At 37.3% G+C, this 24,467-nt stretch carries 18 protein-coding genes; 6 read left to right on the top strand and 12 right to left on the bottom strand.

The genetic code is table 11. The features are described from left to right. Positions 1-299 precede the first annotated feature (299 nt). From RE431_RS15200 to RE431_RS15190, 3 genes are all read right to left on the bottom strand, one after another. Positions 300-2,198 carry a putative porin gene (locus RE431_RS15200; protein ID WP_309562821.1) on the bottom strand — a complete coding sequence of 633 codons (1,899 nt, stop codon included), beginning with the start codon at positions 2,196-2,198 and terminating at the stop codon, positions 300-302. Between the two features lie 115 nt (positions 2,199-2,313). After that, positions 2,314-3,741 carry a RagB/SusD family nutrient uptake outer membrane protein gene (locus RE431_RS15195; RefSeq protein ID WP_309562820.1) on the bottom strand — a complete coding sequence of 476 codons (1,428 nt, stop codon included), beginning with the start codon at positions 3,739-3,741 and terminating at the stop codon, positions 2,314-2,316. Positions 3,742-3,744: 3 nt separating this feature from the next. Continuing rightward, a complete protein-coding gene (locus RE431_RS15190) occupies positions 3,745-6,822 on the bottom strand; it encodes a SusC/RagA family TonB-linked outer membrane protein (RefSeq protein WP_309562819.1) in 3,078 nt (1,025 codons plus the stop codon). Between the two features lie 169 nt (positions 6,823-6,991). On the opposite strand from RE431_RS15190, the gene RE431_RS15185 reads away from it, so the two are divergent. Both RE431_RS15185 and RE431_RS15180 read left to right on the top strand, forming a co-directional pair. Further along, positions 6,992-7,588, top strand: a complete 597-nt coding sequence (locus tag RE431_RS15185) for a ribonuclease HII (protein WP_309562818.1) — start codon at positions 6,992-6,994, stop codon at positions 7,586-7,588. 34 nt (positions 7,589-7,622) lie between these two features. Further along, a complete protein-coding gene (locus tag RE431_RS15180; protein WP_309562817.1) occupies positions 7,623-10,046 on the top strand; it encodes a hypothetical protein in 2,424 nt (807 codons plus the stop codon). On the opposite strand, the gene lipB is transcribed toward RE431_RS15180, so the two are convergent. Next, a complete protein-coding gene (lipB, locus tag RE431_RS15175; RefSeq protein ID WP_309562816.1) occupies positions 10,047-10,751 on the bottom strand; it encodes a lipoyl(octanoyl) transferase LipB in 705 nt (234 codons plus the stop codon). Between the two features lie 3 nt (positions 10,752-10,754). Further along, a complete protein-coding gene (locus RE431_RS15170; RefSeq protein WP_084519480.1) occupies positions 10,755-10,913 on the bottom strand; it encodes a YqaE/Pmp3 family membrane protein in 159 nt (52 codons plus the stop codon). A gap of 121 nt (positions 10,914-11,034) precedes the next feature. Here RE431_RS15170 and lysS point away from each other — a divergent pair, with 121 nt between their 5' ends. From lysS to RE431_RS15150, 4 genes are all read left to right on the top strand, one after another. Then, the gene (gene lysS, locus RE431_RS15165; protein ID WP_309562815.1) at positions 11,035-12,726 is read left to right on the top strand and encodes a lysine--tRNA ligase; all 1,692 of its coding nucleotides are present in this window, start codon (positions 11,035-11,037) and stop codon (positions 12,724-12,726) included. A gap of 203 nt (positions 12,727-12,929) precedes the next feature. Continuing rightward, a complete protein-coding gene (locus tag RE431_RS15160) occupies positions 12,930-15,428 on the top strand; it encodes a zinc-dependent metalloprotease (protein ID WP_309562814.1) in 2,499 nt (832 codons plus the stop codon). A 123-nt stretch (positions 15,429-15,551) separates the two neighbouring features. Then, positions 15,552-16,073, top strand: a complete 522-nt coding sequence (locus tag RE431_RS15155; protein WP_309562813.1) for a hypothetical protein — start codon at positions 15,552-15,554, stop codon at positions 16,071-16,073. A 103-nt stretch (positions 16,074-16,176) separates the two neighbouring features. Then, complete coding sequence (locus RE431_RS15150; protein ID WP_309562812.1) at positions 16,177-16,581, top strand: hypothetical protein; 405 nt, start codon at positions 16,177-16,179, stop codon at positions 16,579-16,581. Between the two features lie 58 nt (positions 16,582-16,639). Here RE431_RS15150 and RE431_RS15145 read toward each other — a convergent pair whose 3' ends face one another. From RE431_RS15145 to RE431_RS15115, 7 genes are all read right to left on the bottom strand, one after another. Further along, positions 16,640-19,381: a heavy metal translocating P-type ATPase gene (locus tag RE431_RS15145; RefSeq protein ID WP_309562811.1), complete on the bottom strand. Its 2,742-nt coding sequence runs from the start codon at positions 19,379-19,381 to the stop codon at positions 16,640-16,642. Between the two features lie 141 nt (positions 19,382-19,522). Next, entirely contained in the window at positions 19,523-19,843 is a 321-nt protein-coding gene (locus RE431_RS15140) for a four-helix bundle copper-binding protein (protein WP_309562810.1), read from the bottom strand. A 95-nt stretch (positions 19,844-19,938) separates the two neighbouring features. After that, complete coding sequence (locus tag RE431_RS15135) at positions 19,939-20,496, bottom strand: helix-turn-helix domain-containing protein (RefSeq protein ID WP_309562809.1); 558 nt, start codon at positions 20,494-20,496, stop codon at positions 19,939-19,941. A gap of 69 nt (positions 20,497-20,565) precedes the next feature. Next, the gene (locus tag RE431_RS15130; protein ID WP_309562808.1) at positions 20,566-21,135 is read right to left on the bottom strand and encodes a DUF3347 domain-containing protein; all 570 of its coding nucleotides are present in this window, start codon (positions 21,133-21,135) and stop codon (positions 20,566-20,568) included. Between the two features lie 47 nt (positions 21,136-21,182). Then, positions 21,183-22,841, bottom strand: a complete 1,659-nt coding sequence (locus RE431_RS15125; protein WP_309562807.1) for an efflux RND transporter periplasmic adaptor subunit — start codon at positions 22,839-22,841, stop codon at positions 21,183-21,185. A gap of 1 nt (position 22,842) precedes the next feature. Then, positions 22,843-24,054: a TolC family protein gene (locus RE431_RS15120; RefSeq protein WP_309562806.1), complete on the bottom strand. Its 1,212-nt coding sequence runs from the start codon at positions 24,052-24,054 to the stop codon at positions 22,843-22,845. Positions 24,055-24,106: 52 nt separating this feature from the next. After that, positions 24,107-24,463 carry a four helix bundle protein gene (locus tag RE431_RS15115; protein WP_309562805.1) on the bottom strand — a complete coding sequence of 119 codons (357 nt, stop codon included), beginning with the start codon at positions 24,461-24,463 and terminating at the stop codon, positions 24,107-24,109. Between the last annotated feature and the right edge of the window lie 4 nt (positions 24,464-24,467).

Raw genomic sequence — 24,467 nt, 5'->3', positions numbered from 1 at the left:
TTCCTAACCAAAACTTTTTAATAAAAATTTTTGATTTCTTTTTTAAAGCGCAAATCCCAAATTTGCTCACTCCTTAATCACCCCTCTCTATGAACATCACTTCGTTTCCAAAGCGGGTGCAAATATACAGCCGTTTTTTAATTGCACAATAGCTATTCTAAAAATTAGTTATTTTTATCTTAAATCTATTATAACGACTTCAAACTATAGGATTAGGCAGATGTTTCTAGAAGAACACCTCAAATAATGCAATTGAATCCTTAATTCTAAAAGAATTCAGCAATATGGAAATTAGATTTCTAGAGAAAAAGATTCCAAACAAGACCAAATCTTACGAGAAAATCGGTGTATGGATAGCCAGGAGCGGAAAAATTATTGTTCTGTTCAATTAAATCATTTAGATTTTCCAGTTTGAAGAAGATCCTCGCTTTGTCAACTTTCGCATTAAAAAAATAGTCTACTACAGGGTACCCTCCTAATTCCTGTGAATTCTGCACGTAAAATTCAGCTAAAACAGGATCATAATCATTCATTTCATACTTGGAAAAGTATTTAAATGTAAAACCCGTTTGCAAATAAAGTGCCTCATCAAACCAGAAGTCTTTATAGTATATTGAATTCCTTGTTACAAATTCAGGCAAATTCAACACATCTAAGCCCTCAAAAACATTCTGATACATTATTGTATTATAAGCTCCGAATAATCCAAGATCTATTTCCTTTTCAGCCCGCAACTTCAAATATCTTACCTGTGAACCTGCCTGAAACGGTTTCACAAATCCATTTTCATCTGTAGAAAAATAAGTGTAATTCTCGATTTGTTCAAGACTACCAGATACGTCGAATAATTTTTTGGATCTAAAATCAGCAAAAAGCTTTTGAGAGATCTCATTATCAAAATCATTCTGCCAGTTATAATTCAGATAATCGCTTTGATAAAGAAGAAAATTAAAATTAGGTGCCGAACTATTCTGGTTCAGCCCGAATAGTATCGAATTATCTTTATTAAAACTATACGATGCTCTTGCTTCAAGATAATTTCCAGAAAATTCATCAGACAGATTTAGTCTTCCTTCCGCATTTAATGCAAACCCACCTATCTTCTTATTGTAAGCACCAGCAATATGAAGTACACCACCATTCAATCGATTTCCAATGGTATCTCCGGGCTTTATAAATACCGAATTATATCCATAATCGTATTTGGTATAGCCTGCTCCAAAAGACAGCTTACCTAGAATTTTATTGGCGTAATTGGCCGAAACTTCATTAAATAATCGTTTCATCCTGGTTTCATCCCGTAAATTAGATGATTCAAAGGATTCACCGAAAATATCATTAACCGCCGATTCCTGATCATAGACATATTTCTTATAACTATAATCAAATTCATGACTAATACTCAACATATTTGTAGAGTCGGTCACCCTGGTAAGGATATATTCGTGGTCCAGAAAGAAGCGTTTCCCATACAATGTATTCTCAGCATTTTCGAAATTCACGGAAAGCACAGACCTGTCGTCAAACTCTTCCTCCCTTGCAATATACTGTTCTACCGAAAGACTGTCTAAACCTCCATTTTCTTCATTTGCCAGATCCTGAGATGCGAAATGCGCCTTTGCATGATATTTTGCATTATCAGAATCATAACTAAAGCCTAGTCTAAGATTCCCGGCACTGGTTTTAATATTCTGATACCTACCTAAGGCACGGGTTCCTTTATAGCCAATAAAAAGATTGAAATTTTTAGATGTATTCACTGTAAACAAAGCATCGAGCTGCTGCCCCTGCTCCGGGACGGTTTTAAAATAAAGATCGGTCATTGGAGTTGGAACGTGATAATAATTCACATCTTCCACTTCGAAAAAATTGAAATGCTTAGCTCTTGCCCCAAACTCCGGAAAAGCATTTTTGTATTTTCTATCCAGACTTAAACTATTATAAGGCTGACCTGTATTAGAGAAAGACAAAAGTTCAAAATTATCTTTTCTCAGGTAATTGAAATTATAGTCTTTTAATATGGTTAAAGTAGTATCTAAATGAACTGTATCATTTTTAACCGAAATGATCTTGTAATCCTCTATAGGCGGCATGCTATCCTTTTTCTTGGAAGCATCTATTCTTTGGCTTTCTCCAGGAGCCTGACTCCAACTCTGAAAAGAACATAAAATAAAAAGACAAAAAAGGATTTTTCTCATATCGACAAAGACTATGGGAGCAAAAATATAATAATTAACGAAAGATAGTTGAAGTTTATTAAAACAAAAAAAACCACCCGAATTGGGTGGTTTTCTATTATATAAAGTCATTAATTTAATTATAACCCTGGTTCTGTTGAACGTTCGAATTAACAGCAGTCTCAGAACTTGGAATTGGCAATGCCAATCTAAAGTCTCCAAAAGGGATACCAGTATGCAATTGTAGCACTGGATCTTTAGCTTCAACTCCCATACCTGTTCTCATAAGGTCATGGAATCTAAATCCTTCAAAAGCTAATTCTTTTCTACGCTCTAAAAGAATGTTATCTTTTGTAGCAGCAGCATAAGAAGTTGCCCCTCTATTTTCTGGAACCATATTTAACCAATCTAACGCATCACCAGCATTTCCTGTTTCCAATAGAGCCTCAGCATATATTAGAACAACTTCTTCGAAACGAATTACTGGTATATTATCTTCATAAGGAGCGGTTGATGGATATTTTCCAACATTTCTTAAAGTTCCATCAGGATGAAGACCAATAACTGTACTTGGCGCCATTCCAGCTGCAGGATCATAGTCGCTTACACCTCTAACATCACCGTCTTCATAAGTTGCGGCTAGATTTGGAAGTGCAATAACATCACCGTAAGAACCAGTTTGGTATATATTTGCTAAACCGTTGATATCAGCATTATCTGTAGGTGTGTTCGCAACTTCCCAGATCATGTTTGCTCCACCATCAGCATCAAAATTAGCTAAAAATGTATCAGCTCCAACTACGCTAAAGTTACCAGAGTCAATCACTCTTTCAGAAGCTGTTAAAGATCTCTGCCAGTCACCAAAATAATTAGCGATTCTAGCTTCGATAGCAGAAACTGCACTTGTAGTGATATACTCTTTAGCCGGATCGTCAAAAGTAGGATCCATTAAAGAAAGAGCCATTTCAAGATCTGCATAAGCCATCATTTTAACTTCACCCACTGTATTTCTTGAAGGAAATAAACTTTCATTATCTCTAAAAGTAGTTACATAAGGAACTCCTAATGCAGATTCACCACCAGTAACATTTTGCTGACCATAAAAAGTCACAAGATCAAAATGAGTAAGAGCTCTAATGGCATACGCCTGCCCTTTTAGGTGATTTATTCTGTTTTCATCTCCAGAAATACCCTCTGCTGCAATTATAATATTAGCAGAACCGATAACCTCATACAAATTCTCCCAAAGTGTCGCCACGATTCCAGATTCTGGAGTCAAAGAAAACTGAGCTTCGGTTACGAATCTATTGGAATTCGCATTTGAAGTCGTATTATCAGACATGATCTCTCCCATGACAATTACATCACGGCTATAGTAAGTATTTTCTTGGATTCTTTCATAGGCTCCAATTAATACAGCTTGAAGATCTCCAATTTCATTAATACTGGTTTCTATACTTTTGTCCTGAGCCAAAGTAGGCTCGAGATCCTCTTCAGAACAGGAAGTAGTCGCTAGACCCAATCCTAATCCTAAAACAAATAAATATTTTAATTTCATTTTCATAGTTTAAAATTTAACATTAACGCCTACAGAATAAGTCTTTACAGGTGGAGTTGTAAGTTCTGTGTAACCATTAGCTCTCACCTCCGGGTCTAATTTCAATCCATCTTCTTTAACCCAAGTATAAAGGTTAGTACCTCTTAAGGTTAAAGTTAAAGCATCAATTCCTATACCATCAATTAATCCAGAAGGAAGGCTATATCCTATAGTAGCATTCTTAAGACGTACATAATCTCCATCATATAAATGTCTAGAACTTGTTGCATGGAAGTTATTATTCTGAGCGTAGTTTACAGCAGGAACGTCTGTAACGTCACCTGGCTGCTGCCATCTTTCTAATAATTCCTGAACACCATTATACGTCCCTAATGTAAAACTGTTAGTTCTTAAATAGAACTGTGCATACTGCTCGTAGATTTTGTGACCACCAGCTGTATAAAGCGTTGCGTCAGCGAAAAGTCCTTTATAGCTAATTCTTGTGCTAAAACCACCTGAGTATGTAGGCAATGCACTTGCATCATCCTGGAATACTCTTGCCGCTGAGTTATAATTTGAAGTTACCTCACCATCAGTACCATTTAAATACCAAGTTGGAGCACCTGTATCTGGATCTACACCAGCCCATGTTCTCATATACCATGCAGCAGCTGGAAGACCTACTACTGTAGATTTATATGATGTACCTGCGAGTGGATCTAATGGTTCTCCATCAGCTCCAATAGCTAATTCAGTAACTTCGTTCTTTACTGTAGCAAAGTTTGCAGATACATTCCAAACGAAATCATTTGTTCTGAAAATATCAACAGAAAGTTCTGCTTCAATACCAGAGTTTGTCATTTCCCCAAGGTTTCTATCCTGCTCTTGGAAACTCGTTGTTGGAGAAAGTGGCACACCTTGAAGAAGATCATAAGTTCTTCTGTTGAAATATGTAAAAGTACCATTTACTCTATTGTCCCAAAGACCATAAGTAATACCTACATCAAAGTTTTCACCTTTTTCCCAGGTAAGATCAGGGTTACCAAACTGAGATGGTTCAGAACCACCATTGTTAGAGTAATCTGCTCCAAAACCTAATAAAGCCTGGTAGCTATTTAATCCTACTGCGTTGTTACCTGTTAGACCATAAGAAGCTCTTAATCTCAAGGTATTAAATAATCCTCCTTGCATAAATGATTCTCTGTGAATATTCCATGCCGCACCTACAGATCCAAAAGTACCAAATCTGTTTTCTGGAGCAAACCTTGAAGATCCTTCACGACGAATCGTAGCATCAAGTACATAACGACCATCATAGTTATAGTTTAATAAACCTAGATAACCAACATTTACCCAGTCTGTTAACCTAGAAAATGCGTCAAAGTTAGCACTAGCAGAAGCGATATTGGTTAAACCATCGGCTGGGAAGTTTTCACCATACCCATACTGGTAGAAATTTTGGTTTTCTTGGTACTCAAATAAAGTAGTAAGGGAAAAATTATGAACATCACCTAAGGTAAAATCATAGTTCAAAGAACCTTGATAAACATAGTTATAGTTTTTCTCATCACTAATTGTAGATGAACCATTCACCGGAGCTGAATCTCCTTCGTATCTATTCTCATAGTTACGGTATTCAGTTAATTGGAAATCCAAACTCAAAGTGTTTCTGAAAGTGAAACCATCAAATAACTCCCAATCTAACTGAGAATTAGAGATCCCTCTAAGTAATTTGTTACGAGTTATGTTGTTATCTAAAACATATAGCGTGTTATGTAAAGAACCGAAAGATAAATCTGTTGTTGGTGTACCATCCTCATTATAAGGATTGTTCAAAGGATTCATCAAGTATCTTGTAAGAAAAGGATTCGAAAAGAATGACCCCTGCTCCAAAATAGGATTTCCTTGTTCAGTGTTAGAAACGTTTACACTTGTAGAAAATTTCAAGTTATCTCTAAACTGTCTTTCAAAGCTAAGAAGTCCGTTGATTCTTCTGAAGTCAGACTTGATAACTGTAGATTCTGTATCATTAAAACCAATAGAAGCGTAGAAAGAACCCTTCTCACTACCACCAGAGGCAGAAAACGTATGATTTTGAGTTAAAGCATCATCATTAGTAATAATACCACCCCAATCATAATCTGTTCCATCATAATCAAGATATCCAGCTGGGAAAAGACCAAAATCAACTGCTAACGGAATCGCGTTGTCCTGAGTAAATCCAAAATCTCCGTTAGTACCATTGGCTCCGTAAGCATTTACTAATGCTTCGCTTGCCAACTCTAATCTTTGATTACCGTTTAGAATTTTTCTTTCATTATAAGCAGCATTTTGAATACCTACCTGAGAAGTAAACGTAAATTGTGTATCTCCCGTCTTACCATCTTTAGTTGTAATTACAATTACACCATTAGACCCACGAGCACCATATGCAGCAGTTGCCGAAGCATCTTTAAGTACTGTAATACTTGCAATATCCTGGCTGTTGATTGCTGAAAGTGGATTCAGCGAGCTACGGTTATCACTACCACTATTGTTATTGTTTACAACCGGCACACCATCAATTACGTATAATGGCTCATTTGAAGAGGCTAGGGAACTAAGACCACGAATACGTACGTCCTGAGTAGAACCAGGAGTACCAGAGGAAGCAGAGATCTGAAGACCTGCAACTTTACCCTGTAACGCCTGATCTGCAGAAACCACAGGTATATCTGCAATTTCTTCTCCAGTTACCTGAACTGAGGATCCTGTTACTTCTTCAACTCCTTTAGTGCTATATCCAAGTACAACCACCTCTTGTAATGCCGCAGCATCTACCTCAAGGGTTACGTTTACTTGATTTGCACTTCCCACAGGCAGTTCCTGTGATTTGAAACCTACGTAACTAAATACTAAGGTTCCAGTTGGAGCAACGGTAACACTGTAGTTACCATCAAAATCTGTTTGAGTACCAGTATTAGTACCCTTAACTAGGACAGTCACACCTGGTAAAGGCAGACCATCACCGTCAATTACCGTCCCTGTAACGGTTTTTTCCTGTGCAAAACCAATTTGCACTACTAACACCAATAATAGTGTCAGAAATCCATGTAATCTTTTTTTCATTATTTCGTTAAATTTGAATTAGCCAGCGCCAAAAATCATAATAAATTCTTAATAAACCAAAAAAATATTCATTTTAACTTATCAATACTTTAACAACTTCGAGAATCTTTCAAGGAATTGAAGAGGCTGATTTTAAGTATCTATCAATAAAAACCAAACAAAATTACGAATGCTCAATTTTTACAACATTGAATTAATTGTAGCTGGAACAGACGAAGCAGGAAGGGGTTGCCTCGCGGGACCTGTTACTGCTGCTGCAGTTATCCTTCCACAAAATTTCACAAATGATATACTCAACGATTCAAAAATTACCAGTTTAAAAAACCGCGAATTATTAAAGTCTCAAATTCAGTCTGAAGCTCTGGCTTACGGAATTGACCATGTTTTTATGGATGAAATCGATAAAATTAACATTTTAAACGCCTCTATACTGGCCATGCACAGGGCTCTGCAAAAGTTAAAATTAGATCCGGAGCATATAATTGTGGATGGAAATAAGTTCAAACCATTCAAAAATATCTCACACGAATGCATCATAAAAGGTGATGGAAAATTCATGAGCATTGCAGCAGCCTCCATTTTGGCCAAAACCAGCAGGGACGAGTTTATGCAAAGAATTCATGAAGAATATCCTGAATATAACTGGAAAAAGAATAAAGGTTATCCAACTAAAGAACATAGAGCGGCCATAGAAAAGCACGGAATCAATAAATACCACAGAAAAAGCTTCAAACTACTACCAGATCAATTGAAGATTGATTTCTAAGTTGCTATTTTTGTCGCAAACCCACTACCAACCTATGAAGCGATTTGCCGTATTTCTAACCATACTAACATTCATTGCCTGTTCAAAAAAACAGGAAGATAATTACAACCTGGCAAAACATATTCCTGCAGATACTGAGGCAATAGTTGTAACGAATGACTTTTCAGAACTACTTCAGCACATCAAATCAAATAATTTTTTAGCAGATAGTGAGTTTGGTCTTAAAACCAAATTGATTAATCAACTGAGTTATTTATCGAATTTTAATTTTAAAACAGAAACAGGTCTTAGCATCTCGAATCTCGATTCTAAAACTCTTGTTTATACTATTACTACAAAAAAGGATTCAGGTTTTATTCAACTTGATTCCATTCAGAATAAAAGCGTAGAGAGCATTCAGGAAGATGGAGCTACTTTTAAAAGAATGAACATCGAGAATTCAAAATTCTTTCTATTTGAAACTGAAAATGCAACAATTATCAGTAACTCGAAAACGAAGATTCTTGACATTGCCAATAATAGAAATTCATTGAATTCAAATACTTTCAAAAGCGCTTACGATGCTGCAGATCCTAATAAAACTTCCATATTCCTGAATCAAGCTGCACTAAAAAAAATGACTTCTATCTTTGAAAAATTCAGTTTTCCTGGATTCAAAGATTTCTCAGAATGGATCGTTCTCGACCTTGATCTGAAAAAAGACAAGCTAAAAGCAAATGGAATTAGCGTGCATGGTAAGCAGAAGAACTTTTTGACCAACTTTAACGGAGTATCACCAAGGGAGATTGAGGTAAGTAAGGTTTGCCCTGAAGATTTTATAAGCTTTTACTCATTTAGCTTTTCTTCATTTAAAGACCTTCAGAAAAACTCTAAAGATTCTATTCAAAAATCATATCCCAATATTCTCGATAATTCCAGAGAAGCAGCTATCATTAAATTAAAGGATGGTGAACTTTTTATTCTTAACGCCATTGAAAGCGAAACAGCAAAGGCAAATCTTGCAGGATTTGGAACTGAAATAGAAACTTACCGGGGAATACCGATTTATGAAATGGAAAAACCGGGAGTTTTTAATTCGATTTTCAGCGATCTTATACTTTTAAATGAGAATAGATTTTATGGTATCATAGATCATTTTATTGTTTTTTCCAGTGACACAGAACTCATCAAAAAAACCATCGCCGATCATCAAAATTCAAATACCATTGCCGGAAAGTCTTATTATGAAGAAATAGCTTCTTCCCTATCTTCAGAATCATCAGTGTTACTGGTGTCAAGATTACCTGAATTTTATACTTCTATAGAAAATAACAGCAAATCAAGTAAGCTGAAATTTAAAAAGAACAGCCTTGCTGCCTTTCAAATGATAGCTGAAGATAATTTCACTCATTTACACGGTATTTTTTCAAATTCAGAGGAACAGAAAGGAAGTAGTAATGGAGCAAAACAATCGGCATCCTTTAAACTGGAAGCTCCTGTCGCCACAAGAGCCTACTTTTTCAAAAATCACGAGACAGACCAAAGAGATATCCTGGTTCAGGATGAAAATAACACACTCTATCTAATTTCAAACAAAGGGACAATTTTCTGGAAAAAGGAATTGGATAGCCAGATCTCGGGGCCTATTCATGAGGTAGACCTTTTTAAAAACGGAAATAAGCAAATCGCTTTTTCAACTGGTTATCACCTTGAGGTATTAGATAGAAATGGAAATACGGTCAAGCCTTTTCCTATTAAATTCAACGAACCTCTTACTCAACCGCTTTCGGTATTTGATTATGACAACAACCGAACTTACCGTTTTGTTTTGACTCAGAATAAAAGGGTTTACATGTTAGGGCCTAAAGGAAAATCGATCAAAGGCTTTGATTTTGAAAATGCGAAATCGAATATTGTAAAAGCTCCTAAGCACATCAGGTTGGGCACGAAAGATTATATTTTGATCGCTGAAGAATCTGGAAGACTCAATATTCTTAGCAGGCAAGGAAGTATTCGCGTGCCCGTGAATGAGAATTTTAAATATTCTGAAAATGAATGGTATGGTAATGACGGAAATTTCATCACCACAGAACCAGATTCCAATCTAATTACCGTCACTCAAAGTGGAGCTGTATCACGAAAAAATCTAAACCTAGCAGATAATCACAGACTTAAAGCAAACGATGATCTGCTCGTTTACCTTAATGAAAATGAATTATCTATCAAAGGAAAGATCGTAAGCCTGGATTTTGGATTATATACAGATCCTCAAATTTTCAGTATTGGCAGAAAAACTTACGTTTCAATTACAGATCTGCAGGCGCAGAAGGTATTTGTTTATGATTCTAATGCGGAATTGTTAAGCGGTTTCCCGGTATTTGGAACTTCAGAAGTAGATATTTCTAATGCAGATCTTGATTCAAGACAAGAACTGATTGTAAAAGGTGATGATAATGAGATCCTGCTATATAAACTTTAATTATTCCTGAATCAGTTCAGCTTCAAAGAGTTCCTGGAAATGTTTCATTAATTTCTCCTGAACTTCGTCCAGATCGATCTCTTTTTTGCCTAATTCAACATTTAAAGAAGTTACTGCTTTACCTTTGATTCCGCAGGGAATGATATTATCAAAATAACCAAGATCTGCATTCACGTTCAAAGCGAATCCATGCATGGTTACCCATCTGCTGGCACGAACTCCCATGGCGCAAATTTTTCGAGCAAATGGAGTTCCCACATCATGCCAGACACCTGTTTCACCCGGACTTCTTTCAGATTTGAGTCCGTATTCAGCAAGTGTTAGGATCACGGTTTCTTCCAGCAATCTCAAATATTTATGAATATCGGTAAAAAAATTATCCAGATCTAAAATTGGGTAACCCACAATTTGTCCTGGACCGTGATAGGTGATATCTCCTCCCCTGTTGATTTTGTAAAAAGTGGCATTTTTTGCTTTTAGTTCAGCTTCAGAAACAAGTAGATTGGAAGCATCTCCGCTTTTTCCCAGTGTATAAACATGTGGATGTTCTACAAATAACAAGTAGTTTTGAGTAGGTTCATCCTGTTCTTCCCTCCTGTTCTTTATTTTGAGATCTAGCGTATCCTTGAAAAGTTTTTCCTGGTAATCCCAGGCTTCCTTGTAATCTTTAATACCTAAATTCTGTACTTCTACTTTCTTGTTCATTAGCTAAGACTTAGGATTATTAAGAATGATCAAAGCAGCTATTACTCCAGGTATCCAACCAAGAAGCGTAAGTATTAGTACGATCAAAATAGAACCACAACCCTTATCGTATACGGCCAGCGGCGGGAACAAGACTGAAAGAATAACTCTCCAAACACTCATTAAAAAGCAAATTTTGATGCAAAGATAGAATTATTATTTCGGCTTTTAATTGCGTTGTGCGGCAGCCTGATAGTCACTATATTTGCATCCGCATTTTTGTTGAATGCATAAAAAAAATTATATGCAGCAGTTATCAGAACAGGAACAGATTAGAAGAGAGAAATTAACGGCTATAAGAAAAGCCGGTATTAATCCATATCCTGCCGATCTATTTCCGGTAGACCATACCACCATCGCCATTAAGAATACTTTTGAAGAAGGTAAAAAGGTGATTATCGCCGGAAGGTTAATGTCTAGAAGAATTCAGGGAAAGGCATCTTTTGCAGAACTTCAGGATTCTAAAGGAAAGATCCAGGTTTATTTTAACAGAGATGAGATCTGTACTGGTGATGATAAATCTAAATACAATGATTTCTATAAGAAGTGGTTGGATATAGGTGATTTTATTGGTATCGAAGGTGAGTTATTCAAAACTCAGGTGGGAGAAATGACAGTTATGGTAAAAGACTTTCATTTACTTAGTAAGTCTATTAGACCGCTTCCGCTACCAAAAACCGATAAAGAAGGAAATGTACATGACGGCTTTAGAGATCCTGAACAAAGATATCGCCAGCGATATGCCGATCTAGCGGTAAACCCGAAGGTGAAAGAGATCTTCGTAAAAAGAACAAAACTGTTCAACGCCATGCGAAATTTCTTTAATGAAAGAGAATATTTCGAAGTTGAAACTCCAATTTTACAATCAATTCCCGGAGGTGCGGCGGCAAGACCTTTTGTAACTCATCATAATGCACTGGATATACCATTATACCTTAGAATCGCAAACGAACTTTATCTTAAGAGATTGATCGTTGGCGGATTCGACGGAGTTTATGAATTCTCGAAGAACTTCAGAAATGAAGGAATGGACAGAACGCATAATCCAGAGTTCACTGCGATGGAAATTTATGTAGCTTATAAAGACTACAACTGGATGATGGATTTCACTGAAAAACTTCTGGAGCACTGTGCTATTGCAGTAAACGGAACTACGGAAGCTACTTTTGGAGAACATAAGATCAATTTCAAGGCGCCTTACAAGCGTTTGAGCATGACCGATGCTATTAAGGAATTTACCGGTTTTGATATCACTGGAAAGTCTGAAAAAGAACTTTACGAGGCTGCTAAAGAAATGGGTATCGAAGTTGACGATACAATGGGTAAAGGAAAACTTATCGATGAGATCTTTGGTGAAAAATGTGAAGGTAACTTTATACAACCAACCTTCATTACAGATTATCCGAAAGAGATGAGTCCGCTATGTAAAGAACACAGAGAAAATCCGGAGCTTACAGAGCGTTTCGAATTGATGGTTTGCGGAAAAGAGATCGCCAATGCTTATTCTGAGCTGAATGATCCAATTGACCAGAGAGAACGTTTTGAAGAACAATTGAAACTTTCAGAAAAAGGAGACGATGAGGCGATGTTCATTGATAATGACTTCTTACGATCACTTGAATACGGAATGCCTCCAACATCTGGACTTGGAATTGGCATGGACAGGTTGATCATGTTCCTTACAAATAATCAATCTATTCAGGAGGTATTATTCTTCCCTCAAATGAAACCTGAGAAAAAAGCAGTTGAACTTACCGATGAAGAAAAAGTGGTCTACAAGCTTTTAAAAGGTGATGATGTTCATGAACTGGATACTGTGAAAGAACAATCTGGATTAAGTAACAAAAAATGGGATAAAGCTGTAAAAGGCCTTAGAAAGCATAAGATGATAGATGTATTTAAAGAAGGAGAGACATTAAATATGAAGATCTCATAATCTTCTACTTATTTATATAAAAAAGCCCTGTATATAAACGGGGCTTTTTTTATTTCTGCCCAAGAATTATTCTTTTAACATTTCTCATTTAAACCTTTCAGGAAAAATTTAGTCAAACCACTACCTAATAGGCAGTTCATTCTATTTTCCATAGAATCACTGCTTTCAAAAAGTTAACATATTAACCAAATAATTACTTTTCTATGATCAAAAAACAAGGTCTCAGGCTCATGCTTGTAGCACTTTCTTTGTCCGTTTCGGGCTGTGCGGTTTTTCAACCGACTAGCAAGAAATCTGAGACTGCTCAGAAAGAAGAAAAAGGAGACAAGAAAGATGGAGGCTTAAAACCCTACGCTAAAGTCATCACTAAAGATGCTAAATCAGACGAAGGTCTGTTTACCGTGCATAAAGTTGATGAAAATTACTTCTACGAAATTCCAGATAGCCTTTTCAACCGTGAAATGCTTACGGTTACACGTATTGCGAAAACAGCAAGCGGAATTGGTTTTGGAGGTGGAAAACAGAACACCCAGGTTCACCGCTGGCAGAAAAAAGGAAATAAAGTATTGCTTAGAGTAGTTTCTTATGACATCTACGCTAACGATTCTCTTCCTGTTCATGAAGCTGTGGTAAATTCTAATTTCGAGCCAATCATCCAGTCTTTTGACATTAAAACTGTTGGTAAAGACTCTATAAGCAAATCTACAGTGATCGATGTAACCGATCTTTACACGAAGGATGTTCAGGCGCTTGGAATGCAGGATAGAACCAGGAAAGAGTATAAAGTTTCCAGGCTTGATGAAAGTCGTTCTTTTATAGACACTATCAGAAGTTACCCTGAGAACATAGAAATTAGACATATCAAGACCTATAACGCAGGTGAACCGCCTTCAAATGAAAGCACAGGTTCCATCTCTATGGAATTCAGTAATTCCATGATCCTTCTACCAAAAGTACCAATGGAAAGAAGATATTTTGACGAGCGTGTAGGATGGTTTACTACTGAACAAACCGACTATGGTTTGGCTGCTCAGAAAAGTAAAACCATTGAATACCTTGACAGATGGAGACTTGAGGTAAAAGATGAAGATATGGAGAAGTTCAAAAATGGTGAATTGGTGGAGCCAAAAGAGCCAATCGTTTATTATATAGACAGAGCAACTCCTAAACAATGGGTTCCTTATATCAAGGAAGGGATTGAAGACTGGCAGGTAGCTTTTGAAGCTGCTGGTTTCAAAAATGCTATTATTGCTAAAGATGCACCAACGGTTGAGGAAGATCCAGACTGGAGTCCTGAAGACGTTAGATATTCTGTCGTAAGATATCTTGCTTCTCCAATTCCAAATGCAAATGGCCCTCACGTTAGTGATCCACGTTCCGGAGAAATCCTGGAATCTGATATCAACTGGTATCATAATGTAATGACCCTTTTAAGAAACTGGTTCTTTGTTCAAACAGCTTCTATCAACGAAGATGCTCAGGGAGTAGCTTTCAAGGATGAAGTGATGGGAAGATTGATAAGATTTGTTTCTTCACACGAGGTTGGTCATACATTAGGGCTTCCGCACAACATGGGAAGTAGTGTTGCCTATGCGGTTGAAGATTTAAGAGACCCTGAATTCACTAAAGAATTTGGAACAGCTCCTTCTATCATGGATTATGCTCGTTTCAACTATATCGCGCAGCCTGAAGATGGTGATGTGGCTCTTATGCCAGAAATTGGACCTTACGATAAATATGCTATTGAATGGGGTTACCGTCCAATTCCGGAAAAAGAAGGAATGGAAGAAAAAGATATTCTTGATGAATGGATTCTGGAACATGCAGGAGATCCAAAATACAGATTCGGAAGTCAGCAAAGTGGAGGAGTTATAGATCCAAGTTCTCAAACCGAAGATCTTGGTGATGACGCAATGCTTGCCAGCGAATATGGTATTAAAAACCTTAAAAGAATTGTTCCTAAGCTTATCGAATGGACCGCTGAAGACGGGAAGGATTATGAAGATCTTGATGACCTTTACGGACAGGTTCTTGCTCAGTACAACAGATATATGGGACACGTAGCTGCGAACATCGGTGGTGTTTATGAGTATTATAAAACCTACGATCAGGAAGGTGCGGTTTATACTCATGTTGATAAAGAGACCCAGGAAAGAGCAATGAGCTTTCTTCAGGACCAATTATTTGATACTCCGGAATGGTTGATCAACCAGGATATTTTCAATAAGATTGAATTTGACGGAAATATTGAACGTATTAGAAATATGCAGCAGCGATCTCTAAATAACATCCTTGATTTTGGTAGAATGTCAAGATTAATGGAAAATGAAGAGATCAACGGCAAAGAAGCATATTCACTTCTGGATATGATGACCGATCTTAGAAAAGGAATCTGGAGCGAAGTTTATTCAGGAAAGAAAGTTGATAGATATCGTAGAAACCTTCAACGTGCTTATATCGAAAGAATGGAGCATTTAATGAATGAAGAGCAGGATGAAATTCCATCAAGATGGAGAAACTGGATCACAAGAAGTAATGTAAATGTTTCTCAAAGTGATATAAGACCTGTAGTTAGAGGAGAATTAAAAGCTCTAGAACGCCAGGTTAAAAATTCTATTTATAGTTCAGGAGATACCTTAACAAGGTATCATTTACAGGATGTCCTAAAGAGAATAGACCTGATACTCAATCCGGTAAACTAAATTTTAACTGTACCCCAATACTAAAAGCTATCGTTGTTAAAACGATAGCTTTTTTTTGTTAAAGCACATTTTATTTACACATCCAAGGTTTAATTTTAAATAGACATTTTTAAAACCAAAGTGATGAAACAGATAAGTTTATTATTGATCGTAGCACTTATTTCTTTAGGCAGCTTTGCCCAGGGAAATAAAAAAGACAAGATGGAGAAACACTCCAAAACTCATAATATGAGTAAAGAGCATATAGATAGTGAAGCTCATGCAATGATGTATGCAGATAAAATGACGACGAGACTAAATCTTAGCCTGGAGCAAAAGGAAGAGATCAGGGAGGCCCAGATGAAAAGACTTGAAAGACAAAAGGAAATGATGGCTGCTATGATGAGCGAAGGTGGCAATATGGGAAGTTATAACGAGGAAAAGAAGCAGGAAAAGATGAAAATCCAGAGTGACTTCCAGGATGAAATGAGAGAAATACTTTCTCCTGAACAATATCAAGATTGGGAACCAATGCATAAGCGTGAAATGAAAATGCAAAGAGACAAAATGAAAAATAAAGATCTCTATAAAGCAAAAGGCAAAAACAAAGAAAAGAATAAAGGAAAAGACAAGGATGAATATGAAAAAGATTCAGACGATTATTAATCTGAAATTTTGAATTTCATAAAAAAGGACCAAAAATCATGTTTTATTTTAAACCTTTTTCAAATTTAAAAGTCAAACAATCAGAAACTTAAATATTCATTCTATGAAAAAGTTGATCACAGTTGTATTTCTCTTTCTGGGAATTTCAGTTTTTGCACAGGAAAGAGGTGCCGCAAGAGCAGAAATATCTCAGGATGAAATGGCAACTCTTAGAGCAAAGAGATTGGTTATGCAGTTAGATCTTAATACAGACCAGGAAGAAAAACTGAAAAAATTGTTTGCCAAGAGAATTGAAGCAAATAAAGAGCTTAAAGAAGAAATTCAAAAAAATAAGGATGCAGACCGTGCAGAGAAGGCTGAAATGCGAAAAGAACGTATGGAAATGAACGAAGAGCAGAAAGCCGAGTTACGTGAGATCCTTACTGAAGAACAATATATAAAATGGGAGCAACTTCAGGAAAAAAGAAGAAAAGGTAGAAAAGCTCCAATGCGAGAAAGGAAAAATTAAGATTGGATTTTTTAATTGTTTGTTAGCTTGAGAAGGAACCTGTGAAGGTTCCTTTTTTTTATGATAATTTCGCACTACGTAACCTCAATGCATTTCCAATTACAGAAACAGAACTGAAACTCATCGCTAACGCCGCGATCATCGGAGATAATAATAATCCGAAAAAAGGATAGAGAATTCCCGCAGCTATGGGCACTCCAATGCTGTTATAGATCAAGGCAAAAAATAAATTCTCCTTGATGTTCTTCATCACCTTTTCACTTAATCTAATTGCCTTCAAAACTCCTTTAAGATCTCCCTTTAACAAAGTCACCTCAGCACTTTCAATAGCGACATCGGTCCCGGTTCCCATAGCAATTCCAATATTCGCCTGGGCAAGCGCCGGAGCATCATTAATACCGTCACCAGCCATAGCGACTTTTCTTCCCTGATTCTGGAGTCTTTTAACTTCTTCCATCTTATTTTCAGGAACCATTCCCGCTTTAAAGTCGGCAAGATCTAATTCTTTAGCCACGGCAGCAGCGGTCCTTTCATTATCCCCGGTGAGCATGATCACCTTTACTCCATCTTTCTGAAGTTTAGCCAGGGCTTCTTTACTGGTCTTTTTGATCTTATCTGATATGGTCACGTACCCCACCGCCTTTCCATTAACTGATAAATAGGAAACCGTCTTCCCTTTTTCCTGCTCATCAGAAATCTGTTTTTTTAGATCCTCTGGAATTTCAACATTTTCAGCCTGCATCAATTTTTCATTTCCCAAAGCAAGCTGTTTTTCTTCAAATTTCGCCTTAACTCCTTTACCGGTTACCGCATTGAAGTCTGAAGCTTCGCCAAATTCAATATTATTTTCTTTGGCATAATTTATCGTTGCGGTTGCCAGCGGATGTTCGCTTTGGGCATTTACTGAAGCAATTAACCTAGCTACCTCCTCTACCGAAAAATCTGAAGCAACAGAAACCACTTTTTCAACTGAAGGTTTCCCTTCTGTGATCGTTCCCGTTTTATCTATGATCAAAGTGTCGATCTGGTTCATCTCTTCAAGGGCACGGGCATTCTTAATTAGAACCCCATTTTTAGCTCCTTTTCCAACTCCTACCATTACAGACATAGGCGTAGCCAATCCAAGCGCACACGGGCAGGCAATGATCAACACGGCAATCGCATTTACCAAAGCGTATACATAGGACGGCTCGGGACCGTATATTGCCCAGATAATAAATGTGACCACAGAAACCAACACAACAATTGGTACAAAATAGGCTGAAATCCTATCTGCCAGTTTTTGAATTGGCGCCTGAGAGCGGCTGGCATCGTTCACCATTTTTATGATCTGGGAAAGCAAGGTCTCATCTCCTACTTTCTCGGCTGTCATGGTAAAACTTTGATTTCCGTTAATAGTTCCTGAACTTACCTTATCTCCTTCATTTTTATCTACCGGAATTGGTTCACCCGTGATCATGGACTCATCAATACTCGAAGCTCCTTTTTTGATAGTACCATCCACTGGAATTTTATCTCCGGGTTTTACCCTTAAAATATCTCTTTTCTTAATTTTATCGACAGAGATCTTTTCTTCCTTTCCATCTACTACACGAATGGCGGTATTCGGTGCCAGTTTCAATAATTCCTTAATAGCAGAATTTGTTCGGCTATGTGCTCGGGCTTCTAAAACCTGCCCCATCAGAACTAAAGTCAATATAACTGTGGCTGCTTCAAAATAAACATGCACCGTTCCCATTTCAGTCTTAAACTGAGCCGGGAAAAAATCTGGAAATAATAATCCGAAAACACTAAAAGTCCAGGCTACTCCCGCTCCTATCCCTATTAGCGTGAACATGTTCAAATTCCATGTTTTAATTGATCTCCAGGCTCTTTGAAAGAACATCCAGGTTGCATAAAAAACCACCGGAAGTGAAAGTCCAAACTGTATCCAGTTCCACACTTTCATATCGGCAAGCTTATAAAGAGGATTATCGGGAATCATTTCAGACATGGCGATAAGGAAGATAGGCAGTGTAAAGGCTACAGCAAGCCAGAATTTACTCAGTAATTTCTTATAACTCTTTTCCTCTGCAGAAGCTTCTGGCTCCTTCGGCACTAATTCCATACCGCATTTTGGGCAATCTCCAGGTTCATCTTCCACTACCTCAGGATGCATTGGGCAGGTATATTGTGTGGCTTGTGAAGCAGTACTCACTTCTTCTACCAGGTCCATTCCACAAACCGGACAGTCTCCGGGTTTATCATAGGTTTTATCGCCTTCACAATGCATCGGGCAATACCAGGTTCCGGTGCCTTTGCCTTCTGATTCTTTAGATTTATTCTTTGAAGTCTCTGAAGCTTCTTCTCCCGGCATTATAATGTGATAATTCCCTCCATCATTCTGAAGTGCCTTTTCAAACGTATCAACCTTAATATGCTTTTCCATACTGATCTCTGCCTCGCCATTCTCAAGGCTTACCGAAGCATTGATCACGCCGTCTACCGAATTCAAGGTATTTTCAACATGAGAACGGCATCCATTACAGGTCATCCCCGTTACCTTATATACATGCGTCATCGGTGATCCCGCTGCATGTTTTTCAGAATCAGTATTCATAATATGGTAATTTCCACCGGAAGAGGATAAAGCTTCTTCAAATTTCTTCAATTCAATATGCTTATCCATTTCTATTTCTGCAGTTCCAGAATTGAGATCAACCGAAACCTTTTGCACACCCTCAACCTCAGTCAGAGTTTTTTCAACGTGCGTCTTACAACCATTGCAGCTCATACCGGTTATTTTATAGATGTGGTTCATATTTAGAAATTTAGGAATGAAATAAGGATACTAAATTACTACAGTTCGAAATAGAAGAGTTTCAAAATCTAGTAGTATACTTTCAAATGGATGTATCCAAAAAAGAACTGCCTGAAAGAATATTTCAGGCAGTTTTATTGATTATGCGGCATATGCCTCACAAGCTTTTACGCATTCCTGGCAGGCTTTAGCGCAGTCTTTACAATGTTGATGATCATGCTTTCCACATTCATCAGCACAGGCCTGGCAAACCTTTTTACAGTAATCAACCAAGCCTTGTACGTCTTTATAATTAGTGGCAAGAACCTGGTTTAACGTAGAGCAGACTTCTGCGCAAACACGATCAGTTCTTATACAATCTTTCATCATTTTCACATTGTCTTCATCGAGACATGCATCGGCACAATAATTACAATGGTTAATGCAATTACCGAGCGCACTAATTAGCTTCTCATTTCTCATAACTTATTGATTTTATTGGTTTTCAATCTAATTTAAGCAAGAGATAAGCTAACTGCTTTTAAAATTATGCTAAGTTCTTTCAGTTTTAAGATTACTTAAACAGAATCAAGTCGTTTTCTGTCCTTAATGTGAAGATTTTTATATTCGGAAGGAGTAAATCCGGTGGTTTTCCTGAAGGAAGTGGATAGATATGCCGGAGTGGAATAGCCAAGGTTGTCGGCAATCATCGCAATACTCCAGTCATCATAATTAAGAAGTTCCTTTGCTCTTTCAATACGAACATTGTTGTAGAATTTCTGAATGCTTTGCCCCTCAATCTCAGTAAAAACATGAGTAATATGACTGTAGTCGTAATTCAATTCTGAGCTAAGCAAACTGGATAGTTTTTGATTCGAAGAATTTTCAGAATAAACTTCCTCGATAATAAGGGATTTGATGTTATTGATCAGTTTTTCATTTCGATCCTGAATGACCTCAAACCCAACCTTTTCAAACTCTTTCTGAATTTGATGTTTTTCAATACTGCTTATTTCCCGCTTAAGAATGGCTTCACCGAGATCTACTTCTGAAAAAGGAATATTCAGCCTATTAAGAATCTCCTCCACCGTCATGATGCAACGCTGGCAAACAACATTCCTGATATTCAACTTCACTTTTTCCAAATTTCAATAATATATTAAAAAGATCAGGCCGAAATGACTCCGACCTGAATCAATTTATTTTTACATGATGGTATTATCTACTCTACCACATTTTAGCATCTTATCCCCAAAATAAGGATTTCTTATCTCTTCTGAATTTGAATACCAGTAGTCTCCTTTTCCTTCAAACGCCATTGGGCAAAATTGCTTGTAGATCTTCCCCGAAGAAATGGCGTCTTTAAGCACCGGCTCCATAGCTGCCGTTAATTCTGAAAAAATCTCTCTTTGTACATTAACATCTTCAGATTCGGCAAGTTTACCTGCGATCCCGGCGATCTCTGGCTTAGCTTCCGCCAGGGTTTTCTCAAGATTTTGAGCAGCTTTACCGGCCGCAGCTGCATCAGTTCCAACCAACGCATCTTTTACTGCCAGATATTCTTCGTAAGCCTTCGTTACATTTTGATCATTGAACTCTGCATTAGCTTCTTCTGAACCATTTTCAGATTTCATTTCTTCGGAATGGTCGTTCATTTCTTGCTGCTCTCCAGAAACCTGCTCATTCTTATCTTTCTTGTCATCAACACAGGAAGTTAGAATAAAACTTCCGGCGATCACAGCGATGGTAAACAGTCTTTTAATTTCTCTTTTCATTTTATTGATGTTTAGTTTATGCTCTTTTTTTAAAATCTTTGCCAAATTTACTGAAGTGTTCTGGTAACTTCTCCACAAGTTAACATTGCTTCTCCATAGTACGGATTTTGTATTTCTGCTGTGCGGCTCAACCAGTCGGCTCCTTTATTATTATTTGCCATTGGGCAATGTTGCACATAGATGGTCGAATCAAGGTTCGATACATTACCAGCAATATTTATCATTTCTTTAGAAAGCAGTCTGAAAGCTTCTCGCTGTTTATCAATATTGCTTGTTTCTGAAATGCTTTTTGTCATAGACTGCAATCTTTTTAATTCTTCCATACTAGCCAGATTTTGATCCATTTCTGATGCTATTTTTGAAGCTTTTTCTTTTTGTGAAGCTACAAGTGCATCTTTCAATCTGAAATAGTCGTTCAGTAACTTTTTGAAGTCTTCTTGAAAAGATTCCGAAAGCTTTAGGTATAATTTCACATCAGATGATTTAGATGAAGTCTGATTCATCATCGATCTCTTTCCCTGCAATTGTGCCGCGGCGTCTACCGTGAAAGTTCCATTCGTTACAATCTCTTCTCCCGAAGAAAGGCCTCCCAGAACCTGGTAAGTTTCCCCGCTCGTATTCCCTAGTTTCACCTCTCTCATTTCAAAAACCGGCTGAGTTCCGGCTGCTTTTACATAAACTAACGATCGTTCCCCCGTCCACATTACAGCACTTTTAGGGATTTCCAGACTTTCAATTTCTGAATTGGTAAAATTTTCAACCTCAGCATGTACAAACATTCCCGGCTTGAGTTCATTATTCTGATTATTCAGCACCACACGCACTTCCACCGTTCTGGAATCCTGGTTTAAAATAGGATCAATAAAAGATATTTTTCCGCTGAAATCTTTATTAGGCAATGCATTTACCGAAATATCAAGATTCTGTCCTTCTTTTAAATTCGAGATCTGGGATTCGTAAGCATTAAAAACTGCCCAGACAGAATTAAGGTTAGAAACTTTTAAAATCGGCATACCATCCATTATATGCGCACCTTCTTCCACCATGATCTCGGTAACTGTCCCGTTCACGTGAGAATAAACTGGAATAGAAGTTCTCACGTTACCGGAATTTTCGATCTCATCCAGCATCGCATCGCTGATCTTCCAGTTCCTGAACTTATTTCGCACAGCCTGATACAATTGAGGCTGGGAATTTTTCAGTTTGGCCGCCGTGATCAGTTCCTGTTGCGCCGCCACTAATTCCGGAGAATAAACATTGGCAATCGTTTGTCCCATACTCACTTTATCGCCAACAGTGTTCACATATAGCTTTTCCACCCGACCGTCAAAATGTGCCGGCATCGCTGCATTTTGATCATCGTTCACTTCGATCTTCCCGAATAAATTCATTTTACCTTCAGTTCCTTTTCCCTCTCCAACTGTCGTGGTTTGAATATTAGCGAGTTTCATTGCATTTTCAGTCATGCTGAATTGATCTGCACTCAATCCGTCTGAAGTTGCATCAGCGGGAATGAGATCCATGCCACAAATAGGGCAATCTCCCGGCTCTGGCTGCATAACTTGTGGATGCATAGAACAGGTCCACGCCTCAGTTGTTTCAGCTTCCTTATGATCATGAACTTCTTTTGAAGAATTACTGAAAATCACATACCCCAGTAAAAGTCCGGCGATGATAAGCAGTAAATAAAGTATATATTTTTTCATCTTATTGATTATTAAGAGTGAGATATTCTACAACGGCATCCTGCCTGAACCAGCTACTAACGGCTTCAATGAGGTTCATTTGGATATTTAATTGTATTTCCTGAATATCCAGAACATCATCAAAATCTATTGTTCCGGTTTCATATTGTTTTAATAGCAATTCTTCTGCATCTCGAGCCTGAGAAAGATTATCTGACTGAGTTTCAAATTTGATCCTTGCAGAAGCTCTTTCATTCAAGGCAGAACTTAACCTGCTTTCCATATCGTTTAAAGCAGCATTACGGTCAAATGAGATCTGTTCCTGCCTTATTTCGTTTTGCCTGGAAATGGAGCGATATTTTTTATTGAAAATCGGTACCGAAAACGAGACCATCGGCATCACGATATCTTTTCCGTTATCTGAAAAATCCATATCTGTCCTTTCCTGAACGCTGACGTAGTCAAGACCAAAGCCCAATTTAGGAGCAGATTCCTGCTGATTCAATTCTTCGGAATTAGTAATACTTTCAGCAAATTTATCATAGCGCTGTAATTCGGGATGCAAGGCAAGATCGATATTCTCTGATTCCTGCATTGGAATGATCAAAGTGTCCTGAACCTCCATATTCTCATCATTAATATTCAGTAACTTATTAAATCTTATGTTTAATGCCTTCAGTTGCAGCCTGATTATTTTCATTTGCTCCTCAAGATCATTCTGACGCATTTTAAGCCTTAAAACTTCTACCGCTGAAGCTTTCCCTACTTCGATTGAATTTAGTGCCATAGTTCTATAAACTTCCAATAGATCGATATTCTGCTGCAATACTTCCAGTTTCTCTTCCAATTCATAGATATCGAAATAGACCTGGGACACGTTCAGTTTCAACTGCCTTCTAGCTATTTCAAGATCGACTTCTTCCACACCAACCATAGAACCTGCATAATCTTTCCTGGATTGAACAGTTCCAAACCAGGGTAACATCTGCCGCACAGAAACTTTGAATTTCTGAGCACCTGTCCTGGTTTCAGGTTCACTTACAAAATATCCCAAGCCAAATTCAGTATCAGAAAATGCATTTGCTTCGTTGATCCTTTCCTCGGCTATATCTATAGAAGAATTTAAAGATTGAATCTCAGGGTTGTTTTGCAAAGCGCGGTTCTGATAGTCTTCCAGTTCTTGACCACTTACTGAATGAAAAGTGAAAAGTGAAAAGTGAAAAAAGATCAGCATCCAAAAATTGCTTTGGAAGATTTTCAATATTCTACTAATTAATATTCTCATCTTAGTCTAATTTAGATTTGGCTGTTTTAATGGAACTTACCAACATTGCAACTAATTCCTTACAGTTTTGATAAAGATCGGCATGAACTTTAGTTTCTATAAACTCAGAATCTCTTAATAGATCTAACCAGTAAATATTTTCGTTAGCCTCTTTTAGCGCGATACTCATTTTATGAATAAAATCCTTTTTACTTTCCGCAAATTCTGCCTCACGAATCAAAGCACCTATTGCAGTACCACTTCTTAAAATTTGTTTACTGATGACAAATTCTTTCTTTTCAGAAACAATGGATTTATATCGTTGAACAACTAGTAAAGCGAACGAATAACTTTTATCTTTTAAAACATTACCTGCCATAATT

This window comes from Christiangramia sediminicola, from assembly GCF_031344135.1.
Classification (GTDB): domain Bacteria; phylum Bacteroidota; class Bacteroidia; order Flavobacteriales; family Flavobacteriaceae; genus Christiangramia; species Christiangramia sediminicola.
The sequence above is the reverse complement of the archived record's forward strand: the minus strand, read 5'-3'. Positions and strand labels throughout refer to the sequence as shown.